At 58.2% G+C, this 13783-nt stretch carries 12 protein-coding genes; 4 read left to right on the top strand and 8 right to left on the bottom strand.

Annotation, left to right across the window (positions count from 1 at the left end):
* Positions 1 to 37: 37 nt before the first annotated feature.
* Together tsf and rpsB are read right to left on the bottom strand one after the other, a co-directional pair.
* Positions 38 to 919, bottom strand: coding sequence for a translation elongation factor Ts (gene tsf / locus I6L38_RS02845; RefSeq protein ID WP_005303460.1), 882 nt, complete (start codon positions 917 to 919; stop codon positions 38 to 40).
* 104 nt (positions 920 to 1023) lie between these two features.
* On the bottom strand, positions 1024 to 1752 hold the full coding sequence (gene rpsB, locus I6L38_RS02840) for a 30S ribosomal protein S2 (RefSeq protein ID WP_005303470.1): 729 nt from the start codon (positions 1750 to 1752) through the stop codon (positions 1024 to 1026).
* A gap of 360 nt (positions 1753 to 2112) precedes the next feature.
* Between rpsB and map the strand changes: the two genes are divergently transcribed.
* The 4 genes from map (at position 2113) to I6L38_RS02820 (ending at position 7147) form a co-directional block, all read left to right on the top strand.
* The gene (map, locus tag I6L38_RS02835) at positions 2113 to 2901 is read left to right on the top strand and encodes a type I methionyl aminopeptidase (RefSeq protein ID WP_216989126.1); all 789 of its coding nucleotides are present in this window, start codon (positions 2113 to 2115) and stop codon (positions 2899 to 2901) included.
* 85 nt (positions 2902 to 2986) lie between these two features.
* On the top strand, positions 2987 to 5623 hold the full coding sequence (gene glnD, locus I6L38_RS02830; protein ID WP_216989125.1) for a bifunctional uridylyltransferase/uridylyl-removing protein GlnD: 2637 nt from the start codon (positions 2987 to 2989) through the stop codon (positions 5621 to 5623).
* Positions 5624 to 5807: 184 nt separating this feature from the next.
* Positions 5808 to 6635, top strand: a complete 828-nt coding sequence (dapD, locus tag I6L38_RS02825) for a 2,3,4,5-tetrahydropyridine-2,6-dicarboxylate N-succinyltransferase (RefSeq protein WP_005303473.1) — start codon at positions 5808 to 5810, stop codon at positions 6633 to 6635.
* A gap of 128 nt (positions 6636 to 6763) precedes the next feature.
* The gene (locus I6L38_RS02820) at positions 6764 to 7147 is read left to right on the top strand and encodes a DUF3461 family protein (protein WP_005303475.1); all 384 of its coding nucleotides are present in this window, start codon (positions 6764 to 6766) and stop codon (positions 7145 to 7147) included.
* Positions 7148 to 7309: 162 nt separating this feature from the next.
* On the opposite strand, the gene ptsG is transcribed toward I6L38_RS02820, so the two are convergent.
* The 6 genes from ptsG to I6L38_RS02790 form a co-directional block, all read right to left on the bottom strand.
* Positions 7310 to 8740 carry a PTS glucose transporter subunit IIBC gene (ptsG, locus tag I6L38_RS02815; RefSeq protein WP_017764113.1) on the bottom strand — a complete coding sequence of 477 codons (1431 nt, stop codon included), beginning with the start codon at positions 8738 to 8740 and terminating at the stop codon, positions 7310 to 7312.
* 432 nt (positions 8741 to 9172) lie between these two features.
* A complete protein-coding gene (locus I6L38_RS02810) occupies positions 9173 to 10042 on the bottom strand; it encodes a MalM family protein (RefSeq protein WP_226009481.1) in 870 nt (289 codons plus the stop codon).
* Between the two features lie 182 nt (positions 10043 to 10224).
* Positions 10225 to 11499 (bottom strand): maltoporin, encoded by a 1275-nt coding sequence (locus I6L38_RS02805; protein WP_026141369.1) that lies wholly within the window; start codon positions 11497 to 11499, stop codon positions 10225 to 10227.
* 528 nt (positions 11500 to 12027) lie between these two features.
* The gene (locus I6L38_RS02800) at positions 12028 to 12468 is read right to left on the bottom strand and encodes a flavodoxin (RefSeq protein WP_042009254.1); all 441 of its coding nucleotides are present in this window, start codon (positions 12466 to 12468) and stop codon (positions 12028 to 12030) included.
* 70 nt (positions 12469 to 12538) lie between these two features.
* Positions 12539 to 13366 (bottom strand): tRNA pseudouridine(65) synthase TruC, encoded by an 828-nt coding sequence (truC, locus tag I6L38_RS02795; protein ID WP_174704186.1) that lies wholly within the window; start codon positions 13364 to 13366, stop codon positions 12539 to 12541.
* A complete protein-coding gene (locus tag I6L38_RS02790) occupies positions 13363 to 13698 on the bottom strand; it encodes a YqcC family protein (protein WP_005303485.1) in 336 nt (111 codons plus the stop codon). Before I6L38_RS02790 ends, truC begins: the two co-directional genes overlap by 4 nt.
* Positions 13699 to 13783 lie beyond the last annotated feature (85 nt).

The raw sequence follows: 13783 nt of genomic DNA, 5'->3' as shown, positions 1-13783 counted from the left end.
TAAGTCGCGGTCTGGGGAAACGGAAAAACCGGTTCGATTAGGCCTTTTGAGCGGCCGCGATTTGAGCTGCTACTTCTGCAGCGAAATCGGTCTCTTGCTTCTCGATGCCTTCGCCCACTTCGAAACGGGTGAAGGAAACAACGTCAGCGCCTTCTTTCTTCAGCAGTTCGGCAACGGTCATGGAAGGATCCTTCACGAACGGCTGACCAGTCAGGGAAACCTCACCGGTGAACTTCTTCATGCGGCCTTCAACCATCTTCTCGGCGATCTCTTTCGGCTTGCCGGAGTTGATGGCGATGTCGATCTGGATTTCGCGCTCTTTGGCAACGACGTCGGCAGACACATCTTCCGGCTTGACGAATTGCGGGCTGTTGGCAGCAACGTGCATGGCCAGATCTTTGGCCAGCTCGTCGGTACCGCCGACCAGCTTGGTGATAACACCGATACGGGAACCGTGAACGTAGGTGCCCAGGTTGTCACCTTCAACCAGCATCACGCGACGCAGGTTCATGTTCTCACCGATCTTGGCGATCAGGTTGGTGATGGTCAGCTCTACGGACTCGCCGTTGCCGAAGTCAGCGGCTTTCAGCGCGTCAACGTCAGCAATCTTCTGGGTAGCGGCGATCTCAACGATTTTCTGACCCATGGCCAGGAAGCCGGCATCCTTGGAAACGAAGTCAGTCTCGCAGTTCAGCTCGATCATGACGGCAACGTTGCCTTCGGTACGGGCGAAGATCACACCTTCAGCGGCGATACGGCCAGCTTTCTTGGCGGCTTTGGCCTGACCGGATTTGCGCATGTTTTCGATAGCCAGTTCGATATCACCGTTGGCTTCTTCCAGTGCTTTTTTGCAATCCATCATGCCAGCGGCGGTGCGCTCGCGCAGTTCTTTTACCAGGGCGGCAGAAATGTTTGCCATGTCCAGTATCCTCGGTCTTGAATTGACAAGAAACAGGGGCCACAAGGGCCCCTGCTAACCAATTACATCAGCTTGGTTAATAAGGGCTTTGCAGTCCTTATCAATTACTCAGCTTCAACGAAGCCATCTTGTTCGGCTTGAACAACGATGTCCTGAGCGCGAGCTTCCAGTACGGTGTCAGCAGCAGCATTCAGGTACAGCTGAACGGCACGGATAGCGTCGTCGTTACCCGGGATGACATAGTCAACGCCGTCCGGGTTGGAGTTGGTATCAACGATGGAAACTACCGGGATACCCAGGTTGTTGGCTTCTTTGATAGCGATGTGCTCGTGGTCGGCATCGACAACGAACAGAACGTCAGGCAGGCCGCCCATGTTCTTGATACCACCCAGGCTCTTCTCCAGCTTTTCCATTTCGCGAGTACGCATCAGCGCCTCTTTCTTGGTCAGCTTGTCGAAGGTACCGTCCTGGCTCTGGGTTTCCAGATCTTTCAGGCGCTTGATGGACTGACGAACGGTTTTCCAGTTGGTCAGCATGCCGCCCAGCCAGCGGTGGTTAACATAGAACTGGTCGCAACGCTCAGCGGCTTCTTTTACGGCTTCAGACGCGGCACGCTTGGTACCTACGAACAGTACCTTGCCCTTCTTGGCAGCTACGGAGCTGATGAAGTTCATGGCATCGTCAAACATCGGAACGGTTTTTTCCAGGTTGATGATGTGAACCTTGCTGCGGGCACCGAAGATGTAGGATTTCATTTTCGGGTTCCAGTAACGAGTCTGGTGACCGAAGTGAACGCCGGCTTGCAGCATGTCGCGCATAGAAACTTTAGCCATTTTATACCTCGTATTGGGGTTAGGCCTCCACACATCCCATATAACCGACCCGTTAAGGCACCCCGGCATATGTGTCGATGTGTGTGTGTTGTTTAAGTAAGGGTGATGGTACGGGGAGACAAGTTCCCCATTCCGGCGCGCTTTATACCATAACTTTGGTCAGGACACCACCAGCCTCACCGCTAAAAATGGATCCCTGCCGAGCAGGTTGCGGCACCGATTTGACGCTGTGATGACAATCACACTGGAAGTAAACGGGGGTTGGGGATAAAATTTTGGCCTGATTGCAAACGCATCTATTTTTCATTACCTGATTGCCGGACATCACAGGGTGCGCGGTCAGGTCCCAAGAGAGATCCCATGTCCATTAAAATCAAGACACCGGAAGAGATTGAAAAGATGCGCGTTGCCGGCCAACTGGCCGCCGATGTGCTGGTCATGATCGCCCCCCACGTCAAGGCGGGCGTCACCACCGACGAACTGAACACCATCTGCCACAACTACATGGTCGACGTGCAGCAGGCCATCCCTGCCCCGCTCAACTATCACGGCTTCCCCAAATCCATCTGCACTTCGGTGAACGATGTGATCTGCCACGGCATCCCGAACCACAAGAAGCTGCGCGAGGGTGACATCATCAACCTCGACATCACCGTCATCAAGGATGGCTACCACGGTGATACCTCCGCCATGTTCATCGTGGGCGAGACCACCCCGCTGCGTCGCCAGCTCTGCAAGGTGGCTCAGGAGAGCCTCTACGCCGCCATCAAGCAGGTGCGCCCCGGCATGTGCATCACCGAGATCGGCGCCGTGATCCAGCCCATCGTCGAGAAGGCCGGTTTCTCCGTGGTACGTGACTACTGCGGTCACGGCATCGGGGCCGAGTTCCACGAAGAGCCGCAGATCCTGCACTACCGCAACGGCGGCAAGCTGGAGCTCAAACCGGGCATATGCTTCACCATCGAGCCCATGGTCAACAGCAAGAAGTACCACTGCAAGGTCAACCCGAAAGATGGCTGGACCGTGACCACCAAGGATGGCGGCGACTCCGCCCAGTGGGAGCACACCCTGCTGGTGACCGAGGATGGCTGCGAGGTGCTGACCCTGCGCCCGGACGACACTATCGACCGTCTCATCAAACACGGTTAACATCAAACCCCGGCCCCTCGCCGGGGTTTTGTTTTTATCAGCCGCAGGCCCCGCACTTCGGCCTGTGACAAGAGTGTGAGACGCCATGGACGCCAGCCTGCTTTCCCCCCATCTGCTGCCCGACGATCAGCTCACCCGCGAGAACTGCAAGGAGTACCTGAGCCGTTTTCTCGGCTGGCTGCACGCCCGCTTCGACGCCGGTGACAACATCATCGAGCTGGTGGCCACCCGCTCCGAATACATGGACCAGCTTCTGACCCGGCTGTGGCAGAAATTCGGCTTCGACAAGACGGAGCTCACCCTGATCGCGGTGGGGGGCTATGGCCGCGGTGAGCTGCACCCCCACTCCGACATCGACCTGCTGATCCTCTACGAAGGGGACGAGCTGGACGAGGTGCTGGGGCTGCGCATCGGCGAGTTCATCACCCTGTTGTGGGATCTCAAGCTGGAGGTGGGCCAGGCGGTGCGCAACGTGCGCGAGTGCATCGAGCAGGGGCGAGGCGACATCACGGTCGCCACCAACCTCATCGAGGCGCGCTACATCACCGGCCGCGAGGCGGGCTTCCAGCAGCTCAAGGAGGCCACCGGCCCCCAGCACTTCTGGCCGAGCGAGCAGTTCTTCAAGGCCAAGCGCGAAGAGCAGGCCCAGCGCCACCAGCAGTTTCTCGGCACCGCCTACAAGCTCGAACCGGATCTCAAGTGCAATCCGGGGGGACTGCGCGACATCCAGACCCTGGCCTGGGTGGCTCGCCGCCACTTCGGCGCCACCACCCTGTTCGAGATGACCAGCCACGGTTTTCTCAACCGGGCCGAGTATCGCGAGCTGCTCGACTGCCAGAATTTCCTCTGGAAGGTGCGCTTCGCCCTGCACATGGCCATCAACAAGGGCGACAACCGGCTGCTGTTCGATCGCCAGCGCACCGTGGCCCAGATGCTGGGTTTCGAGGGGGAAGGCAACACCCCGGTCGAGCAGATGATGAAGCGCTTCTATCAGACAGTGCGACGGGTCTCCGAGCTCAACGAGATGCTGCTGCAGCTGTTTGACGAGGCGATCCTCGGCAACACCGCCATGGATGTGCGCCGCCTCTCCGACGAGTTCCAGTTGCGCGGGCGCCTCATCGATGCGGTGGATAGCGAGCTGTTCGGCCGCGATCCCGCCGCCATCCTGCGCCTCTTCTACCAGATTGCCCAGCACCCGGAGATTGCCGGCATCCACTCCGCCACCCTGCGCCAGCTGCGCGAGGCGCGCCGCAAGCTCAACTGCTGGCTGCAGGACCAGCCCGAGTGCCGCCGCCTGTTCATGGCGCTGCTGCGCCACCCCAACGGCATCGGCCAACCGCTCAGCCTGATGCACAAATATGGCATCCTGGCCGCCTACCTGCCGCAGTGGAACCTTATCGTCGGCCAGATGCAGTTCGACATGTTCCACGCCTACACGGTGGACGAACACACCCACCGGCTGCTCAAGAACATCCACCAGTTTCCCAACCCGGCCAGCCGCCAGACCCACCCGCTCTGCCACGAGGTCTTCACCCGGCTGCGCAAGCCCGAGCTGCTCAGCATTGCCGCCCTGTTTCACGACATCGCCAAGGGGCGACGCGGCGATCACTCCGAGCTCGGCGCCGTCGATGCGCTGGAGTTCTGCCAGTTGCACGGTCTGGATCGCTACGAGAGCCGGCTGGTCGCCTGGCTGGTGCGCCACCATCTGCTGATGTCGGTCACCGCCCAGCGCCGCGACATCTACGACCCGGACGTGGTCACCGACTTTGCCCAGAAGGTGCGCGACGAGCAGCACCTCGACCTGCTCTACTGCCTGACCGTGGCCGATATCTGCGCCACCAACGACACCCTGTGGAACGACTGGAAGGGCACCCTGCTGCGCGAGCTCTACTTCGCCACCCAGAAAGCCCTGCGCCAGGGGCTGGAGAACCCGCCGGACATGCGCCTGCGGATCCGTGAAAACCAGCGCCAGGCCAAGCAGTTCCTGGCCCAGCGCGACGTGCCGGAGGAGGCCATCAACCAGCTCTGGAGCGATTTCAAGGCCGATTATTTCCTGCGCCACACCCCGGAACAGATCGCCTGGCACTGCCGCAAGATCATCGAGCACGGCGACAACCCGGCACCGCTGGTGATCATCGGCAAGCACCCGACCCGCGGCGGCAGCGAGGTGTTCATCTACTGTCGCGACACCCCGAATCTGTTCGCCACCGTGGCCTCGGCGCTGGATCAGAAGAACCTCAACATCCACGACGCCCAGATCATGAATTCGCGCAGCGACTACGTGCTCGATACCTTCGTGGTGCTCGAACCCAACGGCGAGCCCATCAGCCCCAACCGCACCGCCACCATCAAGAAGGAGCTGGAGAAGGCGCTGCAGGAGCCGGGCAGGCTGGTGCTGCGCAGCAAGCCCCTGTCGCGCCGCCACCGCCAGTTCAGCGTACCGACCCGGGTGGTGTTTCTGCCCCACAAGGGGGAAAACCGCCACACCCTGCTGGAGCTGACCGCGCTCGACACCCCGGGCCTGCTGGCCCGCATCGGGGCCGTGTTCCAGCAGTGCGGCCTGTCGCTGCACGCCGCCAAGATCACCACCATCGGCGAGCGGGTGGAGGACTTCTTCAGCCTCACCACCCTGGCTGGCGAACCCCTGACCCAGACCGAGCAGCAAGCACTGGAAGAGCGGCTGGTCAATCAGCTCAACCCTGTGGAGAGTGCTGAACGTTAGGCCTATGGCACCCCGGATCGGCCTCACAAGACCCCGTTTATCAGCCTGATTTTTCAGTCAGAACAAGTGGTTGGGCCACTGGAGTACAGTAAATCGCCGTTCTTGTGAAGAAATCGGCCCGGGCCCTTAAAAACAGTTGGAAAAGTGTGATACAACAAACGGAATTTTTTAAAGGAAACCTGTCATGACCGAGTTGCAACAGATCATTGAAGCGGCCTTCGAGCGCCGTGATTCCATCACTCCCGGCTCCGTCGATGCCGCCACCAAGGCCGCCATCCTGCAAGCCATCGACCTGCTGGATTCCGGCAAGGCCCGCGTCGCCGAGAAGATTGCCGGCGAGTGGGTGGTGCACCAGTGGTTGAAGAAGGCGGTGCTGCTCTACTTCCGCATCAATGACAACGGCATCATCAAGGGCGACGATGCCCAATACTACGACAAGGTTCCCCTCAAGTTCTCCGACTACAGCGCCGAGCAGTTCAAGGCCGCCGGTGTGCGTGTCGTACCGCCAGCTACCGCCCGCAAAGGCTCCTTCATCGCGCCCAATACCGTGCTGATGCCCTCCTACGTCAACATCGGCGCCTTCGTCGATGAAGGCACCATGGTCGACACCTGGGCCACCGTGGGCTCCTGCGCCCAGATCGGCAAGAACGTGCACCTCTCCGGCGGCGTCGGCATCGGCGGCGTGCTGGAGCCGCTGCAGGCCAACCCGACCATCATCGAGGACAACTGCTTCATCGGTGCCCGCTCCGAAGTGGTGGAAGGGGTGATCGTGGAGGAAGGCTCCGTCATCTCCATGGGCGTCTTCATCGGCCAGTCCACTCGTATCTATGACCGTGAAACCGGCGAGATCCACTACGGCCGCGTGCCGGCTGGCTCGGTGGTCGTCTCCGGCTCCCTGCCCTCCAAGTGCGGCAAGTACAGCCTCTACGCAGCCGTCATCGTCAAGAAGGTAGATGCCAAGACCCGCGCCAAGGTCGGCATCAACGCCCTGCTGCGTTCCATCGACGAGTAAGCGGTTTTGCTGTGATTTAAAAGGGCGCCTGATGGCGCCCTTTTGATTTTGGCGCCCCTGTCACAGGCAAGCCACACCGGCTCGGTTAAGATAGACGTGACAGGATCGTTTCAAACCGAGGAAGCCTGATGTACGAGAATCTGAAGAGCCTGGGGATCCAGGATCCCGCCTCCGTCGACAGCTATACCCTGCGCCAGGAGGCCAACCACGACATCCTCAAGATCTACTTCAAGAAGCAGAAGGGCGAGTTTTTCGCCAAGAGCGTCAAGTTCAAATACCCGCGCCAGCGCAAGACCATGCTGGTCGATTCGGGCACCCATGAGTACAAGGATGTCACCGAGATCAACGCCAATCTGAAATACGTGGTGGACGAGCTCGACAACCTGACCCAGGGCGTGCACGTGCAGGCCGACCCGGACATCAAGCAGAAGATCTTGCGCGACCTGCGTCACCTGGAAAAAGTGGTGCAGAACAAGATCAGCGAAATCGAGCGGGATCTGGAAAAGCTCTAAACCGGTCTGATGCAGCAAAGGCGCCCACGGGCGCCTTTTTCATTGGGTCACATCAGGCAGGCGTCATCAGGCCAGCCCCGCACATGCCCCGCCGCCCAAACGCGGCCCAGCAAAAAGGGAGGCTTGCGCCTCCCTTTTCGGAACTCGGAATGAAAGCAGGGATTAGTTGCTCTTCATCCAGATGTCCATGTCGGTTTTCAGGTTGTCGGACTTGGTACCGAAGATGGCTTGTACGCCAGAACCTGCAACCACCACACCGGCGGCGCCCAGTTTCTTCAGACCAGCCTGGTCAACCTTGGCCACATCCTTCACGCCGACACGCAGACGGGTGATGCAAGCGTCCAGAGAAGCGATGTTCTCCTTGCCACCGAAGGCAGTGACCAGTGCGGCAGACATCTCGTCCTTGCTCTGACCAACGCTCTCTTCGGCCGCTTCGTCTTCACGACCCGGGGTTTTCAGGTTCATGGCACGGATGACCACGGTGAAGACCACGTAGTAGATGACGGCATAAACCAGACCCAGACCCACCAGCAGCAGCATGTGATCGGCACGCGGGGATTGCACCACGAAGTCGATGAAGCCGTTGGAGAAGGTGTGGCCGTGTACCACGCCCAGGGAGTTGGTCAGCACGTAGGCCAGACCGGCCAGCACGGCGTGGATGGCGTACAGTACCGGGGCGATGAACAGGAAGGAGAACTCGATAGGCTCGGTGATACCGGTCAGGAAAGAGGTCAGGGCGGCAGAGGCCATGATACCTACGATCTTGGCGCGGTTTTCCGGCTTGGCGGAGTGCGCGATGGCAAACGCGGCGGCAGGCAGACCGAACATCTTGAACAGGTAGCCACCAGCCAGCTGGCCGAAGCCGTTGCCGGCAGCGCGGGAGGCGTCGTCAGCAGTCAGGAAGCAGGTCATGATGCCGTGTACGGTTTCGCCAGCGGCGTTGACACAGGTACCAGCCTGATAGAAGAACGGCACGTTCCAGATGTGGTGCAGACCGAACGGGATCAGTGAACGTTCAACCACGCCGTAGATACCGAAGGCCAGTACCGGGTTCTGGTTGGCAGCCCAGTCGGAGAAGGCACCGATGGCGGCACCTACCGGCGGCCAAATCACGGACAGGATCACGCCCAGACCGATGGAGACGAAACCGGTGATGATGGGCACGGCGCGCTTGCCGGCGAAGAAGCCCAGGTACTCGGGCAGCTGGATCTTGTAGAAGCGGTTGAACGCCCAGGCGGCCACGCCACCGGCGAGGATACCACCCAGTACGCCGGTCTCGATGGTCTCGACGCCCATCACGGGGGCCATCACCTTCAGGGTGGCGCTCATGATGCCGTAGCCAACGATGGCAGACAGGCCGGATACGCCGTCGTTATTGGTAAAGCCAAGCGCTACGCCCACGGCGAACAGCAGGGCCATCTGACCGAATACGGAACCGCCGGCCTGCTCCATCAGCTGGGAGACAATTTCCGGCAACCAGCTGAAGTGGGCAGCACCCACCCCCAGCAGAATACCTGCAACGGGCAAGACCGATACTGGCAGCATCAGCGCCTTACCGACCTTTTGCAGATTAGAGAAAGCATTTTTTAACATGTGTGCGCTCCTGAATGGAATGTCTTACCGTAGACGCTTCAGTCCAATTTATAGACGACCAAGAACATCATCTCTCATCGGCATGAATTCGACGCGGGTTTGTTTATTTTGACCAGCTGAATATAACCCAGCAGATCGCAAATATCTTCCATCAGGGGTAAGCGAATAAAAAATTTGGAGGGGAGATCACAAGATAATTTCGGCGGGAATTTTCAGCTAATTACAGCTATATTTCGGCATCTTCATGCTAAACCAGAAATATGAAAAGTGCTGTTTCGCATTGTATTTTAGCCAATCAAAACAATACACCATGAAACGCAATGTAACTTAATGTAACCATTTGCTGTTTTTTCTATTTTAGTCTACCGATTAAAAAGGCCTCCAACAAGGGAGGCCTCAAATAAATATTATCTTTTAAAGACCGGACGATATTCAGCCTTTCTGGGAACGCTTGACCGCATCCACAAAGACCGATTTCGCCTTAGTCGAACCTGCCCGTTCAGCTTCGCTGACCAATCTCATCGCCTTGTCGATGTCGCCGGCTTTCACCGCTTTCTCGATCTGGGATTGATAGAAGGCCTCGGTTTCGCTCAGCATGGGGGCACTGCTCTTGACTGCACCGGCGGTCGCCAGGGGCACGACAAGCTTGTTTGGTGCCGTGTTGACTACCGGGGTGTTGGCATCAATCACATCCTGATAGACAGGTTTGTAATAGTTGCTCTCGGTTTTGACGCCACTCAAGTCCTCCACAGAGAGGCTGACCACGCCCCAGGGGGAGTGCGGAATGACGGGGTCTTTTTCGCCATAATCAACCACCCCCAGCGACTTGGTCATCAGCTTGGAAGGGCTCAGAATGGTGGTTGTTTTGTCCAGACCACTCTGGTCTGTGTAGATCACCATGTAACTTTCGTTATTGGGGTTACCGACATAGGAGCGATCCACGGTAAACACGGCTTCCATGCGATCCCCCTGCAGCATGCGTGCAGGCTCGTACTTGAACACGTCGCTGCCCAACTTGCGGGTCACATTGAATTTGGAATCAAGCATCAAGACGGTCGGGTTGAACAGCGATTTGTCGATCAAGCCATCAACCGTGATGCGCAGGTCACCGGAGTTGACCGGCAACCGGAAGGCGGCAAAGTGGCTTTTCCCTTCGCTGAAAGCGTAAACGGGGGAGCTGCCATCAATGGGGATAAGCTTGGTTGCGCCCGGTTGTATGTCCTGAAACGGCAGACTGGAGACATCGCGACAGCAGCTGCTAACCGTAGCCAATTGGCTCATCGCAACGTCGCGATTTCCCATGATGGACTTGAACTCCTGAGTCGGCGCTACCGTCGTTTCCAACGTGGCGCACCCACCCAGCACAACAGAACAGAATACAGTCAAGGCTAATCTGGAATATCTCATCGCGTGACCCTAAGAAACGTGTTGTAAAAAAAGAGCCCCCGTCATGCGGGGGCACTTGCAGTCATGACGTCAACAGATTACCACCAAGCTTCAGCTTGAACACCGAAGTTCCAGGAATCGTCCTGTTTCACGCCATTGGCATCCGGGCGGAACTGGCCGTCAGAATCCAGGTAGGAAGCGTAGACACGGATTTCCGGACGGGCCCAGAAGCTGGAGCCAGCGGACCAGGCCTGAGCCAGGGTGTATTTCTTGCCGATGGTGCTGGTTTCGGTGCCATTGTTCGGCTTGTAGCTGTCATGGTGATAGCCAAGCTCGGCGATGGTCTTCATGGTGTCATTCCACTTGTACATCGGGCGAACGACAACGGAGAAGGTGTCTTTGTCAACGCTGTCATTCTCGAGGTCACTGGCAGTACCGTAAACCAGCTGGTGACCAAACTCGACCTTGTCGCCAACCGGCAGCACGCCCCAGTTGATGAAGCGCCAGCCATCGCCCTTGGCGGCAGATTGGCTCAGGCCGCTGCCAGAACCGCTACCGTAGTCAACAGCCTGAGCGGCATAACCGTCGGCGAAATACTGAACCACGGTCTTGTTGAAGCCACCCAGCATGGATTGGGTCAACTCGGCGGTCAGCATGTGGCCGTTTTTCTCGTAATCCTTGCTGCCCAGAGCCGCTTTCTGCTCATCGGTCAGGTTGCCGCGGGCGTAGTCATAGCCCAGCTCCAGGGAGCCGTCTTGCCACAGCGGAATACCAGCATAACGCAGGTCCAGTACGTCGGTATCAACACGCTTGTCGACACCAACACCACCTACAAACTTGTCGTAATCTTCCCACGGGTCGTTACGCAGCCATGCAAATGAGAGCTTGCCCGGACCAGCCTGGATGTTTTCTACACCAGCACCGGCACCAGACACATCCCAGTAGTAGAAGTCGGAGATGTGGATGTCGTGACGTTGATAGTAACGCTTACCGGCCCACAGGGTAGCTTCCGGCGCGAAGCCCAGCACGCCCTTGGCCTGGACGTTGAATTGGCGCAGAGCAAAGTCGGCATCGCTGCCGCTGGTGCTTTCCCAGTCACGACCCTGCTGACCTGCCACCATTGCAAACATGGAGTCTACGTAGAAGGACTTGCCGTCCTTGTTGTAAGCTTCTTGACCCAGCTGAACTTCGCCGTAAGTCTCGGCTTCGTTGCCCAGACGACCGACTTTCGCCTTGGAATAGGTTTGCAGGCCGCCGTTATCGGAAGTACCGACACCGGAACGCATGTAGCCGTGGAAATCAACGGCGAAGGCGGCTTGGGAAGCCAGGGCTGCGGTTACTGCTGCAGCGATCGGGAGCCACTTTGCTTTCATTTTCATTTTCCTTATTCCCGCTGTGAGGAGTGTGATCCTGAATATCCAAGTTCTTATCACCGTAAAAACGTTTGGGTGATAACCGAGGCCGATTATAGGTAGCCAATTTCGGGACAAACATGAGCTGATTCACAAAATGGCGACAAATCGCCCAGCATTGGCCGCAGAGGGTTTTATGGGATGGATAATTGTAGATTTATGCAATAATTCACTATTTACCATGGTTGAAATGCAAAAAGATCCACCATGAAACCGCTACCAACAATTAATTCGCTTCGAAGATTAAGTGATAAATATTCAAATTGATGACAAAAACATGACTGAAATCGCTTTCAATGGGGAACTTTTAAATTTGCGGCATGTCAGCTGGCGCCGAAATAAATCACTGAGCAAACAAGGAACGGCTTGAAAAATAACCGGAGAAATAGCGGGCAAATATGGCCAGTTGAGACTGACCTGCCCCACAAAATAAATATCCCCGCCAGACGGACTGAACGGGGATCTATAAGTGATGAAAAAGAGTGGTCGCTAGAGTTTATTTAGCCAGTCATCGAGCCAGGCCAGCGCCACTTTTTCCGGTTCATCGTCGACGGTGGCATCTATTTCCAGGCGGGGCAGCAGAGGGCTGGCGCCAAGCTCCTGCAGCAGTCCATCGAGGTGGCGACCGGCGCCGCAGAAGTGCTCATAGCTGCTGTCCCCCATGGCGATGAGGGCATAACGCCACCCTTTCATATAGGGCGCCCGATCAGTCAGAGCAGTAGCCAGTGGTTGCAGATTGGGCGGAATGTCGCCCTGGCCGGTGGTGGCGGTGATGACCAGCAAGAATCGACTCGCATCCAGATCTTCCAGCTCTGCCTCCTCGAACACCCGGCAGCCGTGTCCCGCCTGTTCCAGCCGCGCAGCCAGCGTCTCGGCCACCAGCATTGCCGCGCCGTACACGGTTCCCACCACTATATCTATCTGCGCCATCACGACCCCCTTTGACCAACATGGATGCCCAGCATGCCACAGCGCGGAGTCAGGCAACACCCCGAACGCCTCAGTAGTCGCTCTCGCTGGCAGGCCAGCCCAGTTCGGCAAACAGCTGCAGCACGTGCGACCCCAGCGGCGCCTGGATGCGCATCGGCACCTTCAGCACCGGGTGCTGAAAGCTGAGGGTGCGAGCCACCAGCAGCAGGCGATCACAGCCATAGTGCTCGCGAAAGAAGCGGTTGTGGCGGCCATCGCCGTGGGTGGTGTCACCGACGATGGGGTGGAACAGATGATCGAGATGGCGGCGCAGCTGATGCTTGCGACCCGTCTTGGGGAACAGCCGAACCAGGCTGTAGCGACTGGTAGGGTGTTTCTTGGAAACCGCATGGGGCAGCTCGACCTGATGCAGGCGACGAAACGCGGTCACCGCCTCCTGGGCCGGACGATCCGGATCGCTCATGGCATCGGCGATCTTGTCCAGCTGCTCCTTGAGGGGGTAGTCGATCACCCCCTGCTCCGGAGCCCAGCCACGCACCAGCGCCAGATACTCCTTGTGGACCTGACGGGCGGCAAAGGCCTCGGTCAGGGTACGGGCCACGGCAGGATCGAGGGCAAACAGCAGCACCCCCGAGGTGGGTCTGTCCAGCCGATGTACCGGGTAGACGTGACGACCACCGATGAGATCCCGGGTCATCTGCATGGCAAAACGGGTTTCGGCCTTGTCGAGCCAGCTGCGATGCACCAGCAGACCGGAGGGCTTGTTGACCGCCACCAGCCAGTCATCCTGGTAGAGCAGGGTCAGCTTCATCTCGCCGTCGTCTTGAGTGGTGCAAGCATCTGAACTGCCACCCGTCTGCGTTTTCTTCTGATGAACCAGGGTCTGCTCGCTCATCATTGTTCGACCACTTTGCCGGAGAGCAGCAGATCGAAGCGGGCGATCAGGCGCAGCAGGGCTTCGACCTCGGCCAGCTCTTCCTTGTAGACTTCGCTGGCCATGGGATAGAGAGAGACGCTGCTGGGCAATGGCGCCTGCAGCAGCACCAACTGCTCCATGCGCGGGATCAGCACGAACTGCAGCCACTGATCGAAGCTCAGGGTATCGACGCAAAACGGCAGCTCGCTGGCCAGGGCCTCTTCCCCCGGATGGGTCGCTTGCCAACGTTCCAGACGTTGCAGTTCGGCGGTCAGTTCGCCCAGCAGGCCGGCTACCAGCAGATATTGATTCATTGCGCTCTCTTCCTCATCACCACGTCCCCGGTTCGCGGTTCAGTCAACAGCAAACCGGGCTTTGCAAAAAAGGGCGCTACTATAC

It is taken from the genome of Aeromonas sp. FDAARGOS 1408, assembly GCF_019048665.1.
GTDB lineage: Bacteria > Pseudomonadota > Gammaproteobacteria > Enterobacterales > Aeromonadaceae > Aeromonas > Aeromonas dhakensis.
This window is presented reverse-complemented; position numbering and strand designations above follow the sequence as displayed.

Excerpts from the sequence above, each read along its gene's own strand:
- I6L38_RS02800 (WP_042009254.1), bottom strand. The coding sequence starts at position 12,468 with ATGGCGCAGATAGATATAGTGGTGGGAACCGTGTACGGCGCGGCAATG.
- map (WP_216989126.1), top strand. The coding sequence starts at position 2,113 with ATGTCCATTAAAATCAAGACACCGGAAGAGATTGAAAAGATGCGCGTT.
- dapD (WP_005303473.1), top strand. The coding sequence starts at position 5,808 with ATGACCGAGTTGCAACAGATCATTGAAGCGGCCTTCGAGCGCCGTGAT.
- I6L38_RS02820 (WP_005303475.1), top strand. The coding sequence starts at position 6,764 with ATGTACGAGAATCTGAAGAGCCTGGGGATCCAGGATCCCGCCTCCGTC.
- I6L38_RS02805 (WP_026141369.1), bottom strand. The coding sequence starts at position 11,499 with ATGAAAGCAAAGTGGCTCCCGATCGCTGCAGCAGTAACCGCAGCCCTG.
- ptsG (WP_017764113.1), bottom strand. The coding sequence starts at position 8,740 with ATGTTAAAAAATGCTTTCTCTAATCTGCAAAAGGTCGGTAAGGCGCTG.
- I6L38_RS02790 (WP_005303485.1), bottom strand. The coding sequence starts at position 13,698 with ATGAATCAATATCTGCTGGTAGCCGGCCTGCTGGGCGAACTGACCGCC.
- I6L38_RS02810 (WP_226009481.1), bottom strand. The coding sequence starts at position 10,042 with ATGGGAAATCGCGACGTTGCGATGAGCCAATTGGCTACGGTTAGCAGC.
- glnD (WP_216989125.1), top strand. The coding sequence starts at position 2,987 with ATGGACGCCAGCCTGCTTTCCCCCCATCTGCTGCCCGACGATCAGCTC.
- rpsB (WP_005303470.1), bottom strand. The coding sequence starts at position 1,752 with ATGGCTAAAGTTTCTATGCGCGACATGCTGCAAGCCGGCGTTCACTTC.
- truC (WP_174704186.1), bottom strand. The coding sequence starts at position 13,366 with ATGATGAGCGAGCAGACCCTGGTTCATCAGAAGAAAACGCAGACGGGT.
- tsf (WP_005303460.1), bottom strand. The coding sequence starts at position 919 with ATGGCAAACATTTCTGCCGCCCTGGTAAAAGAACTGCGCGAGCGCACC.